Consider the following 17,551-nt stretch of genomic DNA (forward strand, 5'->3'; position numbering starts at 1 on the left):
TTCAACCTATGGCCGGGGCGAGATGACCCCGGTCAGCGAGGCACCCGTTGCGCAGTGTCTGTCTTGGCAACTTCCAGTGCTCTACGCTCGAACCGCTCGAAAACGGAGTCTGTCTGAGCGTGGGGGCGCTGCAGGTATGTCACGATCTCATAGGGGCCATCGGCAAGCGGTCGCATGGCGATCCCCCATTCATGACTGTGCTCGATGCGCGACCGGGCTGAGACCCCGACACCGTAGCCGGCCGCAACCCATAGCGCCACCATCTCGAATGAGGTCACCCGCTGGACGTTCTGCTGGTCCAGCGGCATGAGGGAGGCCAGCTTCTCATCCAGCAGAGGGCAATCCTCGGCTTGCCAGCGATAGATGGGGTAGTCCTGGAGGTCGGCGATGGTGATCTTTGCTTGGTCAAGCAAGTGGAACCGCGTTGGCATGGCAACGACCATGTTCTCGATCCACAACGGTTGGGTCTTGAGGGCCGGGTCGCTGGAGCCATGAAGCGACATCCCTGCGTCGTAGCGGCCGTCACGAAGTCCCTCAAGCAGAACGTCACCTGCAACCTCAAAAAACGTGAGGGCGACGTCTGGCTCTTCCGCGCGCTGTCGCGCGAGAAGCGCAGAAAGGTGTGGTGACGGTACGCCCGGTGCTACTGCAAGCCTAATACAAGGGGGCGGGCTGGTGGCGTCGCGCATATGGGCCCCCAAAAGGAAAGTTGATCAAGAAAACGAATCGACATGATACCAATGAGTTAAATATAACGTGGTTAAATTATGGTGACTGCCCGACGCTTCTGCCAATGCAGAAGCGTAGTGTTCAACGAGGCCGTCCCCCAGGCACAACCAGATATGAAGCCGAGCCAGCCCTGGCTTTCGGCAAGGCTGTGCGCGCGTTTCGTATGGATCAAGGTATTGCTCAGGAGGAACTGGCTGCGTTGGCCGGCATTGAGCGTTCGCACATGGGCAAGATCGAGCGTGGAGAACACTTGCCATCATTGGCCATGATTCTGAAAGTGGCTACGGCACTCAAAATGAGCGGCACCGAGCTAATGGCCGCAACGGAAAGCAACCTTCATGCTGGCACTAAAGCGTAAGCCGATGCTGAGCCTGGGATGATTTCTATCCGTCTGCCTGAGCGCGTAGGCGGGTAATGAAACGCTCCAGCACAGGGCACAAGATGTCACCGTGGGGCCGAAGCAGGTAGGTGGTAATCACGGCCGAGTCCACAGCCAGAGGACGAGCGACTACATCTGCACGTCGGCTGACTGCAAGCCTAGCTGCCGTGGTGAAGCCGAGCCCGTATCCAGCGCCGACCAAGGTAAGCATCATGTCCAGCGAGGATGCGTGCTCGATGACGTTCGGTTCTCGCTCCAATGGCCGCAGCAGTCGTGTCAGTTCGCGGCAATAGCCTTCGCACACCTGCGGATCACACAGCACGAGCGGGTAAGAGGCAAGTTCGGGAAGTGGCACCGCCTTGTGCGCGAGCAACGGATGGCGTGCGGGCACCGCCAGTAGCAGCGGGTCATGCCATATCGGCTCTACAGAAATATCTTCACCGACCTCTGCAGTGTGGGCAAACCCGATTGTGAAGTCACCTGATCGCAGCCCGCGCAACTGCTCTGCCAAAGGGACTTCTGCCAGTCGAATCTCAATCTCGGGTTCCTCCTCGCGACAGTGAGCCAGAAATACAGATAGGCGCTGGTCAACAGTGCCATCCGATACGGCGATGCGTAAACTGCCATGCAATCCTGCCGCGATAGCCTTGACGTTCTCTCGTGCCTGCTCCAGAGTGGAAAACACTCTTCGCACGTCCTGAAGGAAAGCCGCCCCGGCTGCGGTGAGGCGCGTTCCTCTCCGATCCCTGTCGAAAAGGACTGCCCCCAACTCATCCTCAAGTTCCTTGATAGTTCGGGACAGTGGTGGCTGTTCGATGTGCAGGCGCTGGGCCGCCCTGGTGAAGTGGAGTTCCTCCGCCAAGGCCAGAAAGCAGCGAAGATGGCGTAATTCCATTAGCCGTTCTTCCTCCCGAAATACAGTAGGTTCCTGTAGTGGTTCTGCTGCTTCGATGCCCTTGCCATAGATTCTCCAAATATCAGAGTTTCAAGAAGAGCCGAAACGCTGGGTTGCTGCTTCCATCCAAGACGGAATCCACGCACGCGGCCGTCTGCGATCGCGTGCGCGAAGCATTAGGCGTACACGGGGAAGCGGCGGCACAGCGTCACGACCTTGTCGCGCACCTGCTGCGTGACCTCGTCGCCTGTGCCGTTTTCCAGCCCGTCGAGCACATCGCATAGCCACCCGGCAAGCTCCTCACACTCAGGAACACCGAAACCGCGAGTAGTCACTGCGGGAGTGCCGATGCGCACGCCCGAGGTCACGAAAGGCGAGCGCGGGTCGTTGGGAACCGAGTTCTTGTTTGCCGTCATGTAGGCATTGCTCAGGGCCGCATCCGCATCCTTGCCGGTGTAGGGCTTGTCGGACAGGTCGATCAACATCAGGTGGTTGTCGGTGCCGCCCGACACGATCTTGTAGCCGCGCTGCTGGAGCACCGCAGCCATGGCTCGGGCGTTGGTCACGACCTGCTTCTGGTAGGTTTTGAACGCAGGAGACAACGCTTCCTTGAACGCCACCGCCTTCGCGGCGATGACGTGCATCAGCGGGCCGCCCTGGATGCCAGGGAACACGGCGGAGTTGAGCTTCTTGTAGAAGTCCTCGCTCTGTCCTTTGGCCAGGATGAGGCCGCCGCGCGGCCCGCGCAGCGTCTTGTGGGTGGTGCTGGTCACCACATGGGCATGGGGCAGCGGATTCGGGTACTCGCCTGCGGCCACCAGGCCGGCCACATGCGCCATGTCCACCCAGAAGATCGCGCCAACTTTGTCGGCGATGGCACGCATGCGTGCCCAGTCCTTGTGCCGCGAATACGCCGAGAAGCCACCGATCAGCATCTTGGGCCGGGTCTCCAGCGCGATGCGCTCCATTTCGTCGTAGTCGATGAGGCCCGTTTCGGGGTCCAGACCATAGGGCACGATCTTGTAGTGCCGGCCGGAGAAATTGGAAGGATTCCCGTGGGTCAGGTGTCCGCCCTGAGCCAGGTTCATCCCCATCACGGTATCGCCCGGGTTGGTCAGCGACAGGTACACCGCAGCGTTGGCCTGCGCACCGGCGTGAGGCTGTACGTTGGCATAGTCGCAGTCGAATAGTTGCTTTGCCCGCTCGATCGCCAGCCTTTCGGCGACGTCCACATTCTCGCAACCACTGTAGTAGCGCTTGTCGGGATAGCCTTCGGCGTATTTGTTGGTGAACACCGAATCCTGAATCGCCATCACCAACGGGCTGGCGTAGTTCTCCGAGGCGATCAGCTCGACGTGGTCTTCCTGGCGTCGTTCTTCGTTCTGGACGGCTTGATCCAGTTCAGGATCGAATTGGGCGAGAGTCAGGGATGAGTCATACATGGCAATACTCCTATGGTTTGGCGTTCTTGGCTTTAGGGCTGGACGTCTGCTCGGGAACGTCCAGTTCCAGTTGTCTGCGGACAGAGCGGATCAGGTCGCTGGCGGCCGCCAAGGCATCCGCCGCCGGCTTGCCTTCCAGGCTTTCGATCAGCCAGGAGCCGATCACGACGGCATCGGCGACCTGGGCGATCTGGCGTGCGGTGTGGGCATCACGGATACCGAAGCCGACACCGACAGGAATCCGCACGTGCTGGCGAATCCGCGCCAGCGTTGCCTTGACCTGGTCGATGTCCAGGGTCTTGGCTCCCGTGACACCCTTGATGGACACGCAATACACATAGCCGCTCGCACGTTCGGCGACTTGCCGAATGCGCCGCTCGGTCGAGGTTTGTGCCAACAGGAAAATCAAGTCGATGCCGTGCTGGCGCAGTTGTGCGCTAAGGTCGCCCGCCACTTCCGGCGGGTAATCCACCACAAGCACGCCATCGACACCTGCGGCAGCGGCATCTGCGGCGAAGGCGCCTGGTTGGCGGATCTGGTCGTAGCGTTCGATGGGATTGGCGTATCCCATCAGGACCACAGGCGTGGTGGTATCGGACTGGCGGAACTGCCGCACCTGTTCAAGCACCTGCGGCATCCCGACGCCCTGTTGCAAGGCGCGTTCGGAGGCTGCCTGGATCGTTGGGCCATCCGCAGACGGGTCGGAGAACGGCACGCCCAGTTCGATGACGTCGGCGCCGGCCTCGACCAGCACGTGCATCAACGCGGGGGTGATGTCCGCATAGGGATAGCCGGCCGTGGCATAGGGAATGAGGGCCTTGCGTCCCTCCCGCTGCAGACGCTTGAAGGTGGCCTGGAGCCTGCTCATCGTTTGTCTCTCCCGGTTTGGGCCATCACCGTGTCCATGTCCTTGTCACCGCGTCCTGACAGGTTCACCAGGATGACCTGCTCCTTCGGCAGCGTTGCCGCGAGCTTGACTGCGTGGGCAACGGCGTGGCTGGCCTCCAGCGCGGGAATGATTCCCTCCACACGGCTCAGCAGGTGGAAGGCATGCAGGGCTTCATCGTCGGTGGCACCGACGTATTCGACGCGGCCGATCTCATGGAGCCAGGCATGTTCCGGCCCGACACCGGGGTAGTCGAGGCCGGCGCTGATGCTGTGGGTGTGTTGCACCTGTCCGTGATCGTCCTGCAGAACGAGGGACCGGCTGCCGTGCAGCACGCCTGCGCTGCCGCGCTGGATCGACGCGGCGTGCTGGCCGGTCTCCAAACCGAGGCCCGCCGCTTCGACACCGACCAGGCGCACGGCCTCGTGCTCGATGTAGGGGTGAAAAATGCCGATGGCGTTGCTGCCGCCGCCGACGCAGGCGACCACCACGTCAGGGTGTTCCTTCGCCATGCCAAGGCGCTTGAACAGCGCCGGCATCTGCAACAGGCACTCCTTGCCGATCACCGTCTGGAAATCCCGCACCATCGTCGGGTACGGGTGCATGCCAGCCACCGAGCCAATCAGGTAGAAGGTGTCATCGACGTTGGTGACCCAATCGCGGATCGCGTCGTTCATGGCGTCCTTCAGAGTGCGGCTGCCACTCTCGACCGGCACCACGGTCGCGCCCAGCAGCTCCATGCGCTGGACGTTGGGGCTTTGCCGGCGGATATCCTCACTGCCCATGTAGATCACGCATTCCAGGCCATAGCGCGCGCAGATCGTTGCAGTGGCAACACCGTGCTGGCCCGCACCTGTCTCGGCGATGATGCGTCGCTTGCCCATGCGCTGGGCGAGCATGGCTTGCCCGATGACGTTGTTGATCTTGTGCGCGCCGGTGTGGTTGAGGTCTTCCCGTTTGAGAAAGATGCGCGCACCGCCCGTTTGCTCACTGAGACGCCGGGCGAAGTACACCGGAGAGGGACGGCCAACGTAGTCAGCCAGTTCCTCCTGAAACCCGACGACAAAATGAGGGTCATCGCGGTAGAACAGATAGGCCTGCTGCAGTTCTTCCACCGCTTGAGCCAGCGTCTCGCTGATGAAGCTCCCCCCGTAGCGGCCGAAGAATCCGTCGGCGTCCGGTTGGTTGTAGATCGACTCAGTTTTCATGATGTCGCCTCCATGTGTCCGGTCATCGCAGCCGTGCCCGCACACGTGGTCGCTTCTGGCGACAGGAGAGCCGCAACGCGCGCGACGATGTCGTCAATCTGCGCTTCGTCGCAGATCAGGGCAGGCAGCAGCCGGATGGTGGAGTTCCGGGTCACCGTGATAAGCAGGCGCTGCTCGTTCAAGGCACGGCCGACCAGCTCTTTGCAGTCCCGGTTCAGTTCGATTCCCACCATCAGGCCCAGGCCCCGGATCGTGACAACCTCGGGGTGGCCGGCCAGCGCGTCACGCAGACCGGAAAGCAAGCGATCTCCCAGGGTCGCGGCCCGCTTGGGCAAGTCGTCCCGCGCCATGATGTCGAGTACAGTGCAACCCACGCGGCAGGCCAGCGGATTGCCGCCGAAGGTCGTGCCGTGCTGGCCGGGCGACAGCAGGTCGGCCACTTCTCCGCGTGCCAGGCAGGCGCCGATGGGAAAGCCATTGCCCAGTGCTTTGGCCACCGTCATGACGTCGGGGACAATGCCGGTGTGCTGGTGCGCGAACCACGCGCCGGTGCGGCCCATGCCGCACTGGATTTCATCGAGCATGAGTAGCCACCCCTGCTGATCGCACAGCGTGCGCAAGGCCCGCAGGTACGCCGCGTCGGCAACGCGAATGCCGCCTTCGCCCTGCACGGGTTCGATCAGTACCGCCACGATGTCGGACGACTGCTCGGCCATCCGGCGCACCGCGTCGATATCGTTGAAGGGCACGCGCAGAAACCCGGGCAGCAACGGCTCGAAGCCCTGCTGTTTGGCTGGGTTGTCGGTCGCGGTGAGCGTGGCGATGGTGCGGCCATGGAAGGCGTTCTCCATCACCAGGATCTGCGGCTGGGCCACTTGCTTGTGGTGGCCGTACAGCCGTGCCAGCTTCAACGCAGCTTCGTTCGCTTCCGCACCGGAATTGCAGAAGAAACCCTTCTCCATCCCCGTCAGTGCGCACAGACGCTCGCCCAGTTGCTCCTGCCAGTCAATGCGAAACACGTTGGAGGTGTGCAGCAGCGTGCCCGCCTGCTCGGCGATGACCTGGGCGATTTCCGTGTTCGCATGCCCGAGGCTGGTCACGGCGACGCCGGCAATGGCATCCAGGTATTCGACGCCCTGCTGGTCCCAGAGGCGCGCGCCGCTCCCCCGCGTGAAGGAGACGGGTTGGCGGGCATAGGCCCGCATCAAGTAGGAGGGGTTGGTCATGATCGTTCCTTGGGCTCGGCGAAAGCGCACGTCAGGTGCCCGAAGTCCGCCGTGATGTCGTGGATGAAGATTTCCTCTGGCTCCGGCTCGAAAGACCATCGCGGGAGCACAAGCTCCTTGGCTTGTGCCAGCTCGGTAATACGCAAGGCGCGAACGACATGCTCACAGGCCATTGCAGCGGCGGCTTCCAACGCCACTCCGTTTAGCCAGTGCCCGCTCAAGCAGGCGCTGAACAGGTCGCCCGTACCGGCCAGTGCAACAGCGACACGCGGATGCCTGATCAAATGCACTTGCCGTTCGGTCACCACGACGATCCACATCTCATCCGGCGTCCAGGCATCTGGAACTGCGCTGGTCACGGCGACCCATTCGGTACGCCCGGTAAGCAAAGACCTTGCTGCGGACACCACGCCCTTGAGGTCGTCCGCAGGCATGCCCGTCAGGCAGGCCAGTTCAAAAGCGTTGGGCGTCAAACCGTTTGCCAGTGCGGTGAACCCGCCTCTGTAAACGTCAGCGATCCCGTCGGCGCTGTAGATCCCATGCTCCTGATCGCCGATCACCGGGTCGATGACAACGCGCAGGTGGGGCCGATTCGCGAGCAAGGTCTCGATCCAGGCACGCAGCGCTACCGCCTGGCCGGCGTTTCCGAGATACCCCACTTGGACGGCACGCAGCGCATTCAACGCACCACGCGCGCTCAAGTCCTGCAAGTAGCCGTCGAACCACTCGACAGGGAGTGCGCCGCCGTGGATCGAGGGATAGCTCGGGATGTTGCTCAGTACCACGGTCGGCACGGCAGCCACGGTCAGGCCAAGGGCTTCCAGCGTGGGCACGGCAGCATTGTTTCCAACGCGCCCATAGACCACCTGCGATTGCACTGAAACAACGTCGATCTTGAGCGGCTGTCTGTCCTCGGAAAATGACGCTGCCCTCATGGCCGGCCTCGTTGGGGATCTGGTTCAACCGCATCAAGCCAACGAGAGAGCACCGCGGAAGCCGCTGCCGGCAACTGGGCCTGCAGCGCATGGGCTCGGGCGCGAAGTCCGAGCACGTCGATCCCCGATTGCGCGAGTTCACAGCTATGGCCGACCAGCCAGCGTTCGATCCGCCGCGCATCGGCTTCCAGATGGAACTGAAGCCCGAGGACATGATGCCCAAGGGCAAATGCCTGGTTGGAGCAGACGTCCGTAGCCGCCAGGCGCACTGCACCCGTCGGGATGTCGAACTGGTCGCCGTGCCAGTGCAGCACAGGTACATCGCCGAGCGCTCCCAGCGGGGAGTCCTGTCCTTCCGCTGTCAGGTTCAAGGGGGCATAGCCGATTTCCTTGATGCCCATTGGGGCGACATGAGCGCCCAGTGCGCGGGCGATCAACTGCGCCCCCAGGCAAATACCCAACAGCGCTTTCCGGCTCTCCAGCCGCTTGTGTAACAAGTTCAACTCGTCGGCGATGAACGGGTAAAGCGCCTCATCGAAGGCACCGATCGGGCCGCCGAGCACGACCAGCAAATCCGGGGTCACGACATCGAGCGTGCGCAGGTCATCGACCGCGGCATCCACATAGCGGATGGCGTAGCCCCGGGCTTCAAGCAAGGGCTCCAGCGTACCCAGGTCCTCGAAGCAGACGTGGCGAATGGCGATGGCGGTCTTCATGACGGCGGTTCCTCAGCGGTTGAACCCGCAGGCCAGTAGTGGCTGTCAGGGGTACTGCGGGCACCAAAAATGGCCTGGCCGACGCGCACGACGGTGGCGCCTTCCTCGATGGCGATCTCGAAGTCACCGGACATGCCCATGGACAGTTCTTCCAGCCCAATGCCCGCTGGTGCGCATTCGCGCAACTGATCGCGCAGGTTTCGCAGCAGGACGAAGCACTGCCGCACCCGCTCGGCTTCGCTGGAGAACAACGCCAGCGTCATCAAGCCCCGCACACGCAAGGCTGTGAATGCCGGCAGTTCTTTGACGAACGACAACACCTCTTGCGGCTGCAACCCGTACTTGCTGGCCTCGCCGGAGGTATTGACCTGAACGAAGACGTCCAGCGAACGCCCTTCGGCCTGCAGGCGGCGGTCCAACGCTTCAGCGACACGCAGGCTGTCGAGCGCCTGGAACTCCGTCGCAAAGGCGGCTACCAGTTTGGCCTTGTTGGTCTGCAGGTGGCCGATGACCGACCACTGAAGATCCGCCAGGTCTGCCATGGCAGTCCACTTGCGGTGGGCTTCCTGCACCTTGTTCTCGCCGAGCTGGCGGCAACCGGCGGCGTAGGCCAAGCGGATGTGCGCCTCATCAAAGGTCTTGCTGACAGGCAGCAGACGCACATTCGCCGGGTCGCGGCCGGCGCGGCGGGAGGCTGCGTCGATGCGTTCGCGCACCTTCACCAGATTCCGGCGGAAGTCCTCGACTGTGGTTGCCTGCGGGTACAGGCCGTGCTGGTCGTGACTGGTCTGCGTGACAGCCGAGGCTTGCATCAGTTGGCCGCTCCTTTGCTCGCTGCCGGTACAGCAGTGGGGGCCGCCTCGATCTGCGGCTTGGGACGCGACCACCGACCATTGAGCACGGCGTAGGCCACCAGGCCGATCAGCAGACCCCAGAAGGCACCGCCAATGCCCAGCATCTTGATGTTGGCCGCAGCGGCCAGGAAGGTGATCAGCGAGGCTTCCCGGGTCTTGGCATCGGCCATGGCGCTGGCCAGGCTGCCGCCGATGGTGCCCAGCAGTGCGAGGCCCGCCAGTGTGGTGATGAACGTCGCCGGGAACGCCATGAAGACGGCAGCCAGCGTCACGCCGAACACGCCGACGAGGATGTAGAACACGCCCGCTGCGATACCGGCGATCCAGCGTTTGGACGGATCTTCATGTGCCTCGCGCCCCGTGCAGATGGCCGCCGTGATCGCCGCGACGTTGAAGGCGTGCGAGCCGAACGGCGCCATCAGGAGCGAGCCCAGCCCGGTGATCGTCACGATGGGGTTGGCACTGGTCTTGAACCCATCATTGCGCAGCACCAGCATGCCGGGCATGTATTGGCCGGTCAGGGTGATGAGAAATAGCGGCAACGCCACGCTCAGCAAGGCGTTGAGCGAGAACGATGGCATGGTGAAAACCGGGGCCGCGAACTTCAGCGCCAGGCCGGACAGATCGACACGGTCCTGGATCAGCAGGAAAGCCAGTCCCAGCACCAAGATGCCAACCACCGCATAACGTGCCGTGAACCGTTTCAACACGACGTAGGCGACGATCAGCAGGCCTGCCAGTAGCGGATCGACGCTCATGCCGCCGAAGGCACCAATTCCGAACTGCAGCAGGATGCCCGCCAGCAGCCCGGCGGCCACACCGGGCGGAATCAGCCGGATGACCTTCTCGAAGTAGCCCGACAGGCCGAGCAGAACGAAAGCCGCAGCGGAAATCAGGTACGCACCGACCGCCTCCGCATAGGGCGTGGTGGCCAGTGCCGTGACCAGGAACGCCGCCGCCGGTGTGGACCAGGCCGTGATGATCGGCTCGCGGGCGATCCAGCTCAGCATGATCCCCGTCACCCCAACACCGATCGAAATCGACCACACCCACGAGGCCGTCAGCTCCGGGCTGAGGCCAGCCACTTTGGCGGCCTGGAACACCAGAATGAAGGTGCCGCCGTAATTGACGATGACCGAAATCAGGCCGGCGACGACAGGGTGGGTGAGATCGCTCAGCCGTATGGATGAAGGTGGGGGTGCGGATGACATGGTTTTTTCATAACTCCTGCGGACTCGGTTCCAAGAACCTTTATTGGGAGTTATGTTTTAACCTGAAAATGGCCTGTTGCGCCCCTCCACTTTTTTCGTGTCGTACATACCAATTGGCAATTGCCCAGGATCAACCCAGGCTTGTCCACCACGTGCGCGCTGAGCGGTCAGGAGTGTTTGGCCGCAGCGCGAATCACGTTTGTGGCGGGATACCGACACATTACGGCGTTGCTGTGTTGGTCACCTCAAACGCGACTGCGGGTAGATTGCAGCGATTGGCATGCCTCGGAGTGCCGCAGAAAAAATGGAAAACGACCTGCGCGTGAATAGGCTCCGCTGTACCAGTTACCACTGGAATCTGTAGCAGCTAGTCAAGTGAGTTCGCGCAGTGCCAAAAGCGCACCCGCACTGAACAGCAGCCAGATCAGCAAGCGTCTGAACTGCTGGTCAGAAAGCCTGCGAAAAACGGCAATGCCAATCTGAGACGAAACAATCGTGGCGGGTAACGCAATAGCCATCAGGATCAATGTCTCTCGCGTGTAATACCCCTGCCAGGCAAAAATCCCGACCGCGATCCCGAGGATCGCCACGTTGTAAGGACGCAGTACCGCGCTCGTCTCCCCTTTGGTCCAGGGTTGCATGGCGCACCACATGGTCGGTAACGCGCCCGAAAGCGAAGCCGCTCCCCCAAGGAAGCCACCGCAGAAGCCAACCAGAGCGTCTGTCTTGGGCATGGGTCGCTCCAGATGAGGCAGTGATCGGCGAAATGCGAAGAAAGCCCCATAGAGCAGCATGAAACCGGCGATCACCAATTTCAGCAGTGGCGCGCTGATGAATTCCAGAGTTGCGGCGCCGAGCGGTATGCCAATCAGAGCGGGCAACAGAAAGCGCGGGAGGCGCCGGGTGCCGCTTCCCAACTCGCCTCGGATAAGCCAGAGGCTTTGAACACCACTGACCACGGACATGGCTGCCACGATGGAGACGGCCTGCCAAGGCGGCATGACCTGCAGCCATATGCCGAGGGACAGCAAGGCAGTGCCGAACCCGGCGAGGCCATTGACGAAGCCGCCAGCAGCCGCGCCAGCCAGTAGGGAAAGAACGAGTTCGAGCGACATCTCAGGGCGCCATCACTGAAGAAAACCGGAGGAAGCGCGCGCCCAAAGTGGGCCGCGAAGTAGTAAATGGCATGACCTGTCGATGTCTCCCAAGCCTTGTTGATACCCAATTTTCGCCTTAAAATGGTAGGAGCAATCATACCAATTTCGCGGTGAGATACCTACCAATTGTTCAAGCACGCCCAACTCGAATCTGTCAAAGCCTGGATAGGTGACCCGGCTCATGGCGCCCTGTCGCTGCACGCCCGCATTCAGCGTGCGATCCGGCAATTGATCCTGGACGGCGCGCTGGAAGTCGGTCGGCCCTTGCCCGCCTCGCGGGCGCTTGCACAGTCACTGGGCGTTTCGCGGGACACGGTCGAAGCCGCGTACAGCCAATTGCATGCGGAGGGGTTCATCGACCGGCGAGTGGGTAGCGGCAGCTTCGTGTCGGAACGGGCACAGGTGCCTCCGAGGCGAGGCACGAGCCAGCGGGCGAAGCTGCACCGTGAATCACCACGTCTCAGCCAGCGTGGGGCCGCAATCTTCCAGAACGGCGGTGTACGCGAGGCCCTGACACCGCGCCCCTTCGCGCCGGGGGTGCCGGAGACGCGCAGTTTCCCGTTGCAAACGTGGGAGCGGCTGCAGCGTCAGGTGTTGAAGGAACATGGAACGCTGGCCCTGACACACAGCCATCCGCAGGGTGTGGAGGCACTGCGACGGGCCATCGCGGATTACGTCAACCTCGAACGCGGAGCCCGTGCCACACCTGATCGCATATTGGTGTTGACCAGTTCGCAACAGGCGCTGTCGCTGTGCGCCACTGTGCTGCTCGATGCAGGGGACCGGGTCTTTATCGAAGATCCCGCCTACCACGGCGCTCGTCGTGCATTCGATGCAGCGGGCCTCGAATCCGTGCCAGTGCCGTTGGATGCCCAGGGGATTCGGATCGAGTCATTGCAGAACGCCGCGCAACCGGCAAAAGCGATTTTTTTGACCCCATCGCACCAGTTCCCGACTGGAGCCACGCTTGCGCTTGACCGACGGCTTGCGATCATCGAGTGGGCACACAGGAACCAAGCCTGGATCATCGAGGACGACTACGACAGCGAGTTCCACTACGCCGGCAAGCCGACCGCATGCGTGCAAGGTCTCGATGCGCACGACCGGACCATTTACATCGGCACATTCACCAAATCCATGTTTCCGGGCCTGCGCATCGGCTACATGGTGCTGCCATCGCAGCTCGTCGCTCCCATGACAGTGGCCCGCACGCTGCAGGACGGCCATAGCGCCTCCATCCCGCAGTTGACGCTGGCGCGGTTCATGGAGGGCGGACACTTCGGTTCGCACGTTCGGACCATGCGCAGCGTCTATGCCGAACGACGCGACGCTCTGGAACTGCTTGTCCGCAAGCATTTGGCCGACTTCGTGGAGCCGAGAGTGCCCAATGGCGGCATGCAGATGCCATGCGTCTTCGTGCGCGACATCCCGGAACGGGAGGCCATTGATACCGCACGTCGCGCCGGCATCGACTTGCTGGGACTGACACCCCTGCATGCGTCGAGCAAGCACAAGGCCGGTTTTCTCATGGGGTTTGCCGCCTACGCCCCGAAGGAGCTGGAAATCGCGGTCAAAAAGCTCGCCAATGTACTTCGCGCACTGGATCGGTGACCGACAAGGACGTCCAATATGACTTCATCATCCAACGGGCTGCTGGCCCAGGTCTCTACCGCCCACCTGGTCAGTCACCTGCACATCATGGCGGTGCCCGCCATGTTGCCGTTGCTGCCGGCCGCGATGCAGGTCAGCTTCGTCGAGCTGGGTATTGCAATCGGCGTGTTCAATGTCGTGTCAGCCTTGGTGCAAGCCCCACTCGGGTTTCTCGTCGATCGCGTTGGGGCGCGACGGATGCTGTTGGCCGCGCTGGCGCTCGGTTCACTGAGTTTCGCACTGCTTGCCATCTTCCCAACCTATCTTTGCCTGCTCGTAGCGATGGGACTGGCCGGGCTGGCCAACGGCGTTTACCACCCTGCCGATTACTCATTGCTGTCGCGGGGCATCGTTCCCGAAAGAATGGGGCGGGCCTTCTCCGTTCACACCTTCGCGGGATTTCTAGGTGCGGCCCTCGCGCCACCGCTGATGGTGGGCGCTGCGCTGGCTTGGGAGCCGCGTTGGTCGTTTGCCATCGCCGCCGGGGCTGGGCTGATCGGGCTGTTCGTTGTGGGACTCGGCACGCCAGAACCGGCAAAGGCGGCAAGCCCGGCGACCACAGAAAAGGCCAAGGTGAGAGCCAGGCCGTTGACCACTCCGCTGGGAACCCTGGCTGTCCTGACGCTGCTGTTCGCCATGCTCAGCCTCAGCACCGGCGCCATCGAAAAATTCTCTGTCTCCGCGCTGGTCCAGGGGTTCAACGTCACGCTACCGGCTGCCAACATGGCGTTGACCGTCTTCATGTTCGCCAGCGCCTTCGGTGTGCTGGCAGGCGGCGTGCTTGCAGACCGAACGGACAAGCACGGCTACCTGGCTGCGGGTGCATTCGCGTTGGCGGCGGTCTTCGTTGTGATCGTCATCGGCCTACCGTTGCCACCGCTGCTGCTGGCCCTGGCGCTGGGGGCGATCGGCTTCCTGACCGGAATCGTGGCACCGTCGCGTGACATGCTGGTGCGTGCCGCTTCGCCGGCCGGCGCAGAGGGCAAGACGTTCGGCATCGTCTCCACCGGATTCAATGTCGGGGGTGTCATCGGGCCGGTTCTGTTCGGTTTCCTGCTCGACCGCGGGTTAGCCAGCGGCGTGCTCTGGGCTTCCGTCTGCTTCATGGTCATCACCACGGTGATCGTGCTCGTCCAGGAGCGGCACAGTGCCGCTAAACCCGCACTGGCTGTCCACTAGCAGCCACCCAAGAAAATCAAAGGAGATATTCATGAGCCATCCGAGCATTTCCCAAAAACGCGCGGCATTCCGCGCACTGCATCAATCCGGCTGCTTCGTGCTGCCAAACCCGTGGGATGCCGGCAGCGCCAGTGCGCTGGCCAGTCTCGGCTTCAAGGCACTGGCGACCACCAGTTCGGGCTACGCCTGGTCTCGTGCGCGGGCGGACGGACAGCTTTGCCGTGATGAAACCCTGGCGCACATGCGCTACATGGTCGAGGCCTCCGACCTGCCGATCAATGCCGATTTCGAGAGCGGGTTTGCCGACACGCCCGAGGGCGTGGCCGAGAGCGTGCGCATGGCGGTCGAAACCGGCGTGGCAGGCATCTCCATCGAAGATTCGACAGGCGACGCGCAAGCACCGCTGCGCAGCCTGGCTGAATCGGTCGAGCGGATGCGCGCGGCACGCGCTGCGATTGACGCCACGGGCGGCGAGGCCTTGCTGATCGGGCGCGCGGAGAACTTCTTCGTGGGCCGCCCCGATCTCGACGATGCCATCCTGCGGCTGAAGGCATATGCGGATGCCGGAGCGGATTGTCTGTACGCGCCCGGCATCAAGACACGCGAACAGATCAGCGCGGTGGTCGCGGCGGTTGCACCCAAGCCGGTGAATGTGCTCATCGGCTGGGAAAGCGATCTGACTTTGCAGGAGCTTGCCGACCTCGGCGTTCGGCGCGTCAGCGTCGGTGGCGCGTTGGCCCGCGCGGCTTGGGGCGGCTTCCTGAATGCGGCCCGCCTGATCGCCGAGCAAGGCCGGTTTGACGGTTTCGCCGGAGCCCCCTCCGGCGCGGAGCTTAACGCGCTACTTGGCAAGCAGGCGCCTTGATATGCCGCCAGGAGCGGGACGCCTCAGACGATTCAGCGCGAAGCAGGACAACGCTCCCGGCCTGCGTCGTGGCTGAGAGACCTTTTGAGTGCTGGTGGCAGGCCAGCTAATACGGAAAAAATTTGTGAGGCCAATATGGACGCAGACCTCGACGCGATGACGCGGGAACAGCTCATCGACGAAGTGAAAAAGTTACGCGCCGGCATTCGTACCCACCGCGACACGTCTGGCCATGATCTGTGCTGGTATCACCCGCACCTGTGGGCCTTGCTTCCAGAAAAGGCCGAACACGTTCCCGTAGTGCCCGACTGGCCACAGTTCATGCGCGGTTGCGTGCAGTACCGCGCATCGCTGGATGTTCAATGTCCTCAAGCTCCCCGCGTTCAACAGGAACTTGAGCAATGAATCGTTGGGTGCATCCATGACTGGAAGCCAGGGGTGTCAATCATTTATATCTCGGCTGTCTTTCGGCGCTTCGTCACGCTGACTCATTCCGTAGTCCCGAATCACTGTCGCGACTCGCAGACGGTAGTCGGCGAAGACCTCTTTTCGGCCAGCCGCTTGAGCTTTCCGATGTTGTCCAAGGTTACGCCATTGTTGAACGGCCTGTTCATCGCGCCAAAACGAAAGCGATAGATACTTTCCCTTGGACGTCACGCTTTCAAAGCGTTCGACCGAAATGAACCCTTCAATTTGCTCAAGATCACCCTTCAACGACGTTGCAATGTCGAAGTATTTTTCGGCACCACCATGAGAGGGGAAAACCTCAAAAATTACCGCTATCACTGTCACCTTCCATCATGATTTATATCGTGCTTGATCTAGTCCCGGTTGATGAGCCATAGCGCCAAGCAGATCAAGAGTCCGCCAGCAGCCTGTGTCCATGAAACCGAAGAATCCAAGATGAAATAGGCAAGAACGACCGTGAACAGTGGGGCCAGGAAAAGGAATCCACTAGCTCTTGCCGCTCCACCTTTGCTCAAGGCAACAAACCACAGCCCGAAAGATCCTGTCGATGCAGGGATTGCAAGCCACAGGAACCAACCCCACTGGACCGCTGTCACTGAGTCCGGCCAACGCAAACCATTGCCATACGCAAGGATCAGGATGGCCAGCGCACCTATCATCATTTGCCAAAAACTCAACGCCCACGAGTTGAACGGCAGAGCAGCACGTTTATTGACGAGCGTTGCGATTGCCCAGCATAGAGCCGAAGCAAGGCCGATGATCTCGCCGGTCACGCTTGTTTCGTGAGAAAAAGCGGCTGGACTGATGCCGAGCGCAAGCGCGACGCCCGCGAAACCGAGAAGCAGCCCCGCGAGTCTCGCGCTGCGAAGTGGCTCACCATGGAATACCCGTCCGAACAGCACTACCCAGATCGGGTTGGTAAAAAGCAGGATCGCGGCGGTAGAGGCAGAGACATGTTGCATTGCCCAAAACAGCAACCCCATGACGGCTGCCGTTTGAAGCAGCCCGATCAGGATCACCAAAGAGGCGTCGCGCAATCCGGCTTGGGGAGGGAATAACGCGGCAACGAGCTGTCTGGAATGCAGAAAAACCAGTGGAAGCGTTGCAAGGGCTGCGACGAAGAAGCGCCAGCCAACCAGGATCATGGGCGAAAAACCCTGCTGAAGCAGAATTTTCCCCGCAATGAAACTGGACCCCATCAAAAAAGTGGAGACGACAATTGAAATGTAGAAACCATCTATTGAAGACGCTGGCGATGGCTGAATCCGCGACATCGGCTCAGAATTGCAGGCGATAGCGAACGAAACGATCTGCGGCGACAAATTCGTCATACAGCTTGCGTGCCGGGTTGTCGTCCCGGGTATGCCAGTAAAGCCTTGCCCACCCGTTTTTCTTGGCCAAGGACACCAGGTCTTCAATCAGCTTCCGCCCGATGCCTTTCCCCCGACACTCGGGGTCCACGAACAAATCTTCCAGATAGCAGCCTGGTGCGGCGGTCCAGGTACTGTCGTGCAAGATGCTGGTGCTGAAACCGATCACCCGGCCATCGTGCTCGGCTATTCGGCAGAACGTCGATGATTTGGGGTCAAGAATGCTCTGCCAAGTCCGGGCGGTGATGGCGGGTGGCACGCTGGTTTCATAGAACGTGTTGTAGCCAGCCCAAAGCCGGAGCCAATCGTCTTGGTCAACCGGCAAGGCATCGCGAATTACGGTTTTATCGCTCATTGTGGATCTCCTAGATTGGCTAAATT

At 61.7% G+C, this 17,551-nt stretch carries 19 protein-coding genes; 5 read left to right on the plus strand and 14 right to left on the minus strand.

The window, feature by feature from the left end:
- Positions 1 to 32: 32 nt before the first annotated feature.
- Entirely contained in the window at positions 33 to 689 is a 657-nt protein-coding gene (locus V8Z74_RS20040; protein WP_087535347.1) for a substrate-binding domain-containing protein, read from the minus strand.
- A gap of 104 nt (positions 690 to 793) precedes the next feature.
- On the opposite strand from V8Z74_RS20040, the gene V8Z74_RS20045 reads away from it, so the two are divergent.
- Entirely contained in the window at positions 794 to 1,087 is a 294-nt protein-coding gene (locus tag V8Z74_RS20045) for a helix-turn-helix domain-containing protein (RefSeq protein ID WP_087535346.1), read from the plus strand.
- Positions 1,088 to 1,112: 25 nt separating this feature from the next.
- Here V8Z74_RS20045 and V8Z74_RS20050 read toward each other — a convergent pair whose 3' ends face one another.
- The 10 genes from V8Z74_RS20050 to V8Z74_RS20095 all read right to left on the minus strand — a co-directional run bounded on the left by V8Z74_RS20050 (position 1,113) and on the right by V8Z74_RS20095 (position 11,596).
- A complete protein-coding gene (locus V8Z74_RS20050) occupies positions 1,113 to 2,003 on the minus strand; it encodes a LysR family transcriptional regulator (protein ID WP_087535345.1) in 891 nt (296 codons plus the stop codon).
- Between the two features lie 176 nt (positions 2,004 to 2,179).
- Positions 2,180 to 3,445, minus strand: a complete 1,266-nt coding sequence (gene glyA, locus V8Z74_RS20055; protein WP_087535344.1) for a serine hydroxymethyltransferase — start codon at positions 3,443 to 3,445, stop codon at positions 2,180 to 2,182.
- A gap of 10 nt (positions 3,446 to 3,455) precedes the next feature.
- The gene (trpA, locus tag V8Z74_RS20060; protein WP_087535343.1) at positions 3,456 to 4,313 is read right to left on the minus strand and encodes a tryptophan synthase subunit alpha; all 858 of its coding nucleotides are present in this window, start codon (positions 4,311 to 4,313) and stop codon (positions 3,456 to 3,458) included.
- Positions 4,310 to 5,539: a tryptophan synthase subunit beta gene (trpB, locus tag V8Z74_RS20065; protein ID WP_087535342.1), complete on the minus strand. Its 1,230-nt coding sequence runs from the start codon at positions 5,537 to 5,539 to the stop codon at positions 4,310 to 4,312. The genes trpA and trpB overlap by 4 nt, the downstream gene beginning before the upstream one ends.
- Positions 5,536 to 6,765: an aspartate aminotransferase family protein gene (locus tag V8Z74_RS20070; RefSeq protein ID WP_176393459.1), complete on the minus strand. Its 1,230-nt coding sequence runs from the start codon at positions 6,763 to 6,765 to the stop codon at positions 5,536 to 5,538. Before V8Z74_RS20070 ends, trpB begins: the two co-directional genes overlap by 4 nt.
- Positions 6,762 to 7,700, minus strand: a complete 939-nt coding sequence (pdxK, locus tag V8Z74_RS20075) for a pyridoxine/pyridoxal/pyridoxamine kinase (RefSeq protein ID WP_349710902.1) — start codon at positions 7,698 to 7,700, stop codon at positions 6,762 to 6,764. Before pdxK ends, V8Z74_RS20070 begins: the two co-directional genes overlap by 4 nt.
- Positions 7,697 to 8,416: a glutamine amidotransferase gene (locus V8Z74_RS20080; RefSeq protein WP_349710903.1), complete on the minus strand. Its 720-nt coding sequence runs from the start codon at positions 8,414 to 8,416 to the stop codon at positions 7,697 to 7,699. Before V8Z74_RS20080 ends, pdxK begins: the two co-directional genes overlap by 4 nt.
- On the minus strand, positions 8,413 to 9,228 hold the full coding sequence (locus V8Z74_RS20085; RefSeq protein WP_349710904.1) for a YggS family pyridoxal phosphate-dependent enzyme: 816 nt from the start codon (positions 9,226 to 9,228) through the stop codon (positions 8,413 to 8,415). The genes V8Z74_RS20080 and V8Z74_RS20085 overlap by 4 nt, the downstream gene beginning before the upstream one ends.
- Positions 9,228 to 10,481 (minus strand): benzoate/H(+) symporter BenE family transporter, encoded by a 1,254-nt coding sequence (locus V8Z74_RS20090; RefSeq protein WP_349710905.1) that lies wholly within the window; start codon positions 10,479 to 10,481, stop codon positions 9,228 to 9,230. Before V8Z74_RS20090 ends, V8Z74_RS20085 begins: the two co-directional genes overlap by 1 nt.
- 371 nt (positions 10,482 to 10,852) lie before the next feature.
- A complete protein-coding gene (locus V8Z74_RS20095) occupies positions 10,853 to 11,596 on the minus strand; it encodes a sulfite exporter TauE/SafE family protein (protein ID WP_349710906.1) in 744 nt (247 codons plus the stop codon).
- A gap of 168 nt (positions 11,597 to 11,764) precedes the next feature.
- Here V8Z74_RS20095 and pdxR point away from each other — a divergent pair, with 168 nt between their 5' ends.
- The 4 genes from pdxR to V8Z74_RS20115 all read left to right on the plus strand — a co-directional run bounded on the left by pdxR (position 11,765) and on the right by V8Z74_RS20115 (position 15,737).
- Positions 11,765 to 13,249: a MocR-like pyridoxine biosynthesis transcription factor PdxR gene (gene pdxR, locus V8Z74_RS20100; RefSeq protein WP_349710907.1), complete on the plus strand. Its 1,485-nt coding sequence runs from the start codon at positions 11,765 to 11,767 to the stop codon at positions 13,247 to 13,249.
- 18 nt (positions 13,250 to 13,267) lie between these two features.
- Complete coding sequence (locus V8Z74_RS20105; RefSeq protein WP_349710908.1) at positions 13,268 to 14,467, plus strand: MFS transporter; 1,200 nt, start codon at positions 13,268 to 13,270, stop codon at positions 14,465 to 14,467.
- A 31-nt stretch (positions 14,468 to 14,498) separates the two neighbouring features.
- Positions 14,499 to 15,332 carry an isocitrate lyase/PEP mutase family protein gene (locus V8Z74_RS20110; RefSeq protein ID WP_349710909.1) on the plus strand — a complete coding sequence of 278 codons (834 nt, stop codon included), beginning with the start codon at positions 14,499 to 14,501 and terminating at the stop codon, positions 15,330 to 15,332.
- A 135-nt stretch (positions 15,333 to 15,467) separates the two neighbouring features.
- Positions 15,468 to 15,737, plus strand: coding sequence for a hypothetical protein (locus V8Z74_RS20115; RefSeq protein ID WP_349710910.1), 270 nt, complete (start codon positions 15,468 to 15,470; stop codon positions 15,735 to 15,737).
- A 36-nt stretch (positions 15,738 to 15,773) separates the two neighbouring features.
- On the opposite strand, the gene V8Z74_RS20120 is transcribed toward V8Z74_RS20115, so the two are convergent.
- The 3 genes from V8Z74_RS20120 to V8Z74_RS20130 are packed head-to-tail and all read right to left on the minus strand — an operon-like array spanning position 15,774 to position 17,525.
- Entirely contained in the window at positions 15,774 to 16,118 is a 345-nt protein-coding gene (locus V8Z74_RS20120; protein ID WP_349710920.1) for an antibiotic biosynthesis monooxygenase family protein, read from the minus strand.
- Positions 16,119 to 16,153: 35 nt separating this feature from the next.
- Positions 16,154 to 17,131 (minus strand): DMT family transporter, encoded by a 978-nt coding sequence (locus tag V8Z74_RS20125; protein ID WP_349710911.1) that lies wholly within the window; start codon positions 17,129 to 17,131, stop codon positions 16,154 to 16,156.
- A complete protein-coding gene (locus V8Z74_RS20130; protein ID WP_349710912.1) occupies positions 17,079 to 17,525 on the minus strand; it encodes a GNAT family N-acetyltransferase in 447 nt (148 codons plus the stop codon). Before V8Z74_RS20130 ends, V8Z74_RS20125 begins: the two co-directional genes overlap by 53 nt.
- Positions 17,526 to 17,551 lie beyond the last annotated feature (26 nt).

The sequence above is a fragment of the Comamonas sp. w2-DMI genome, assembly GCF_040187735.1.
GTDB lineage: Bacteria > Pseudomonadota > Gammaproteobacteria > Burkholderiales > Burkholderiaceae_C > Comamonas > Comamonas terrae.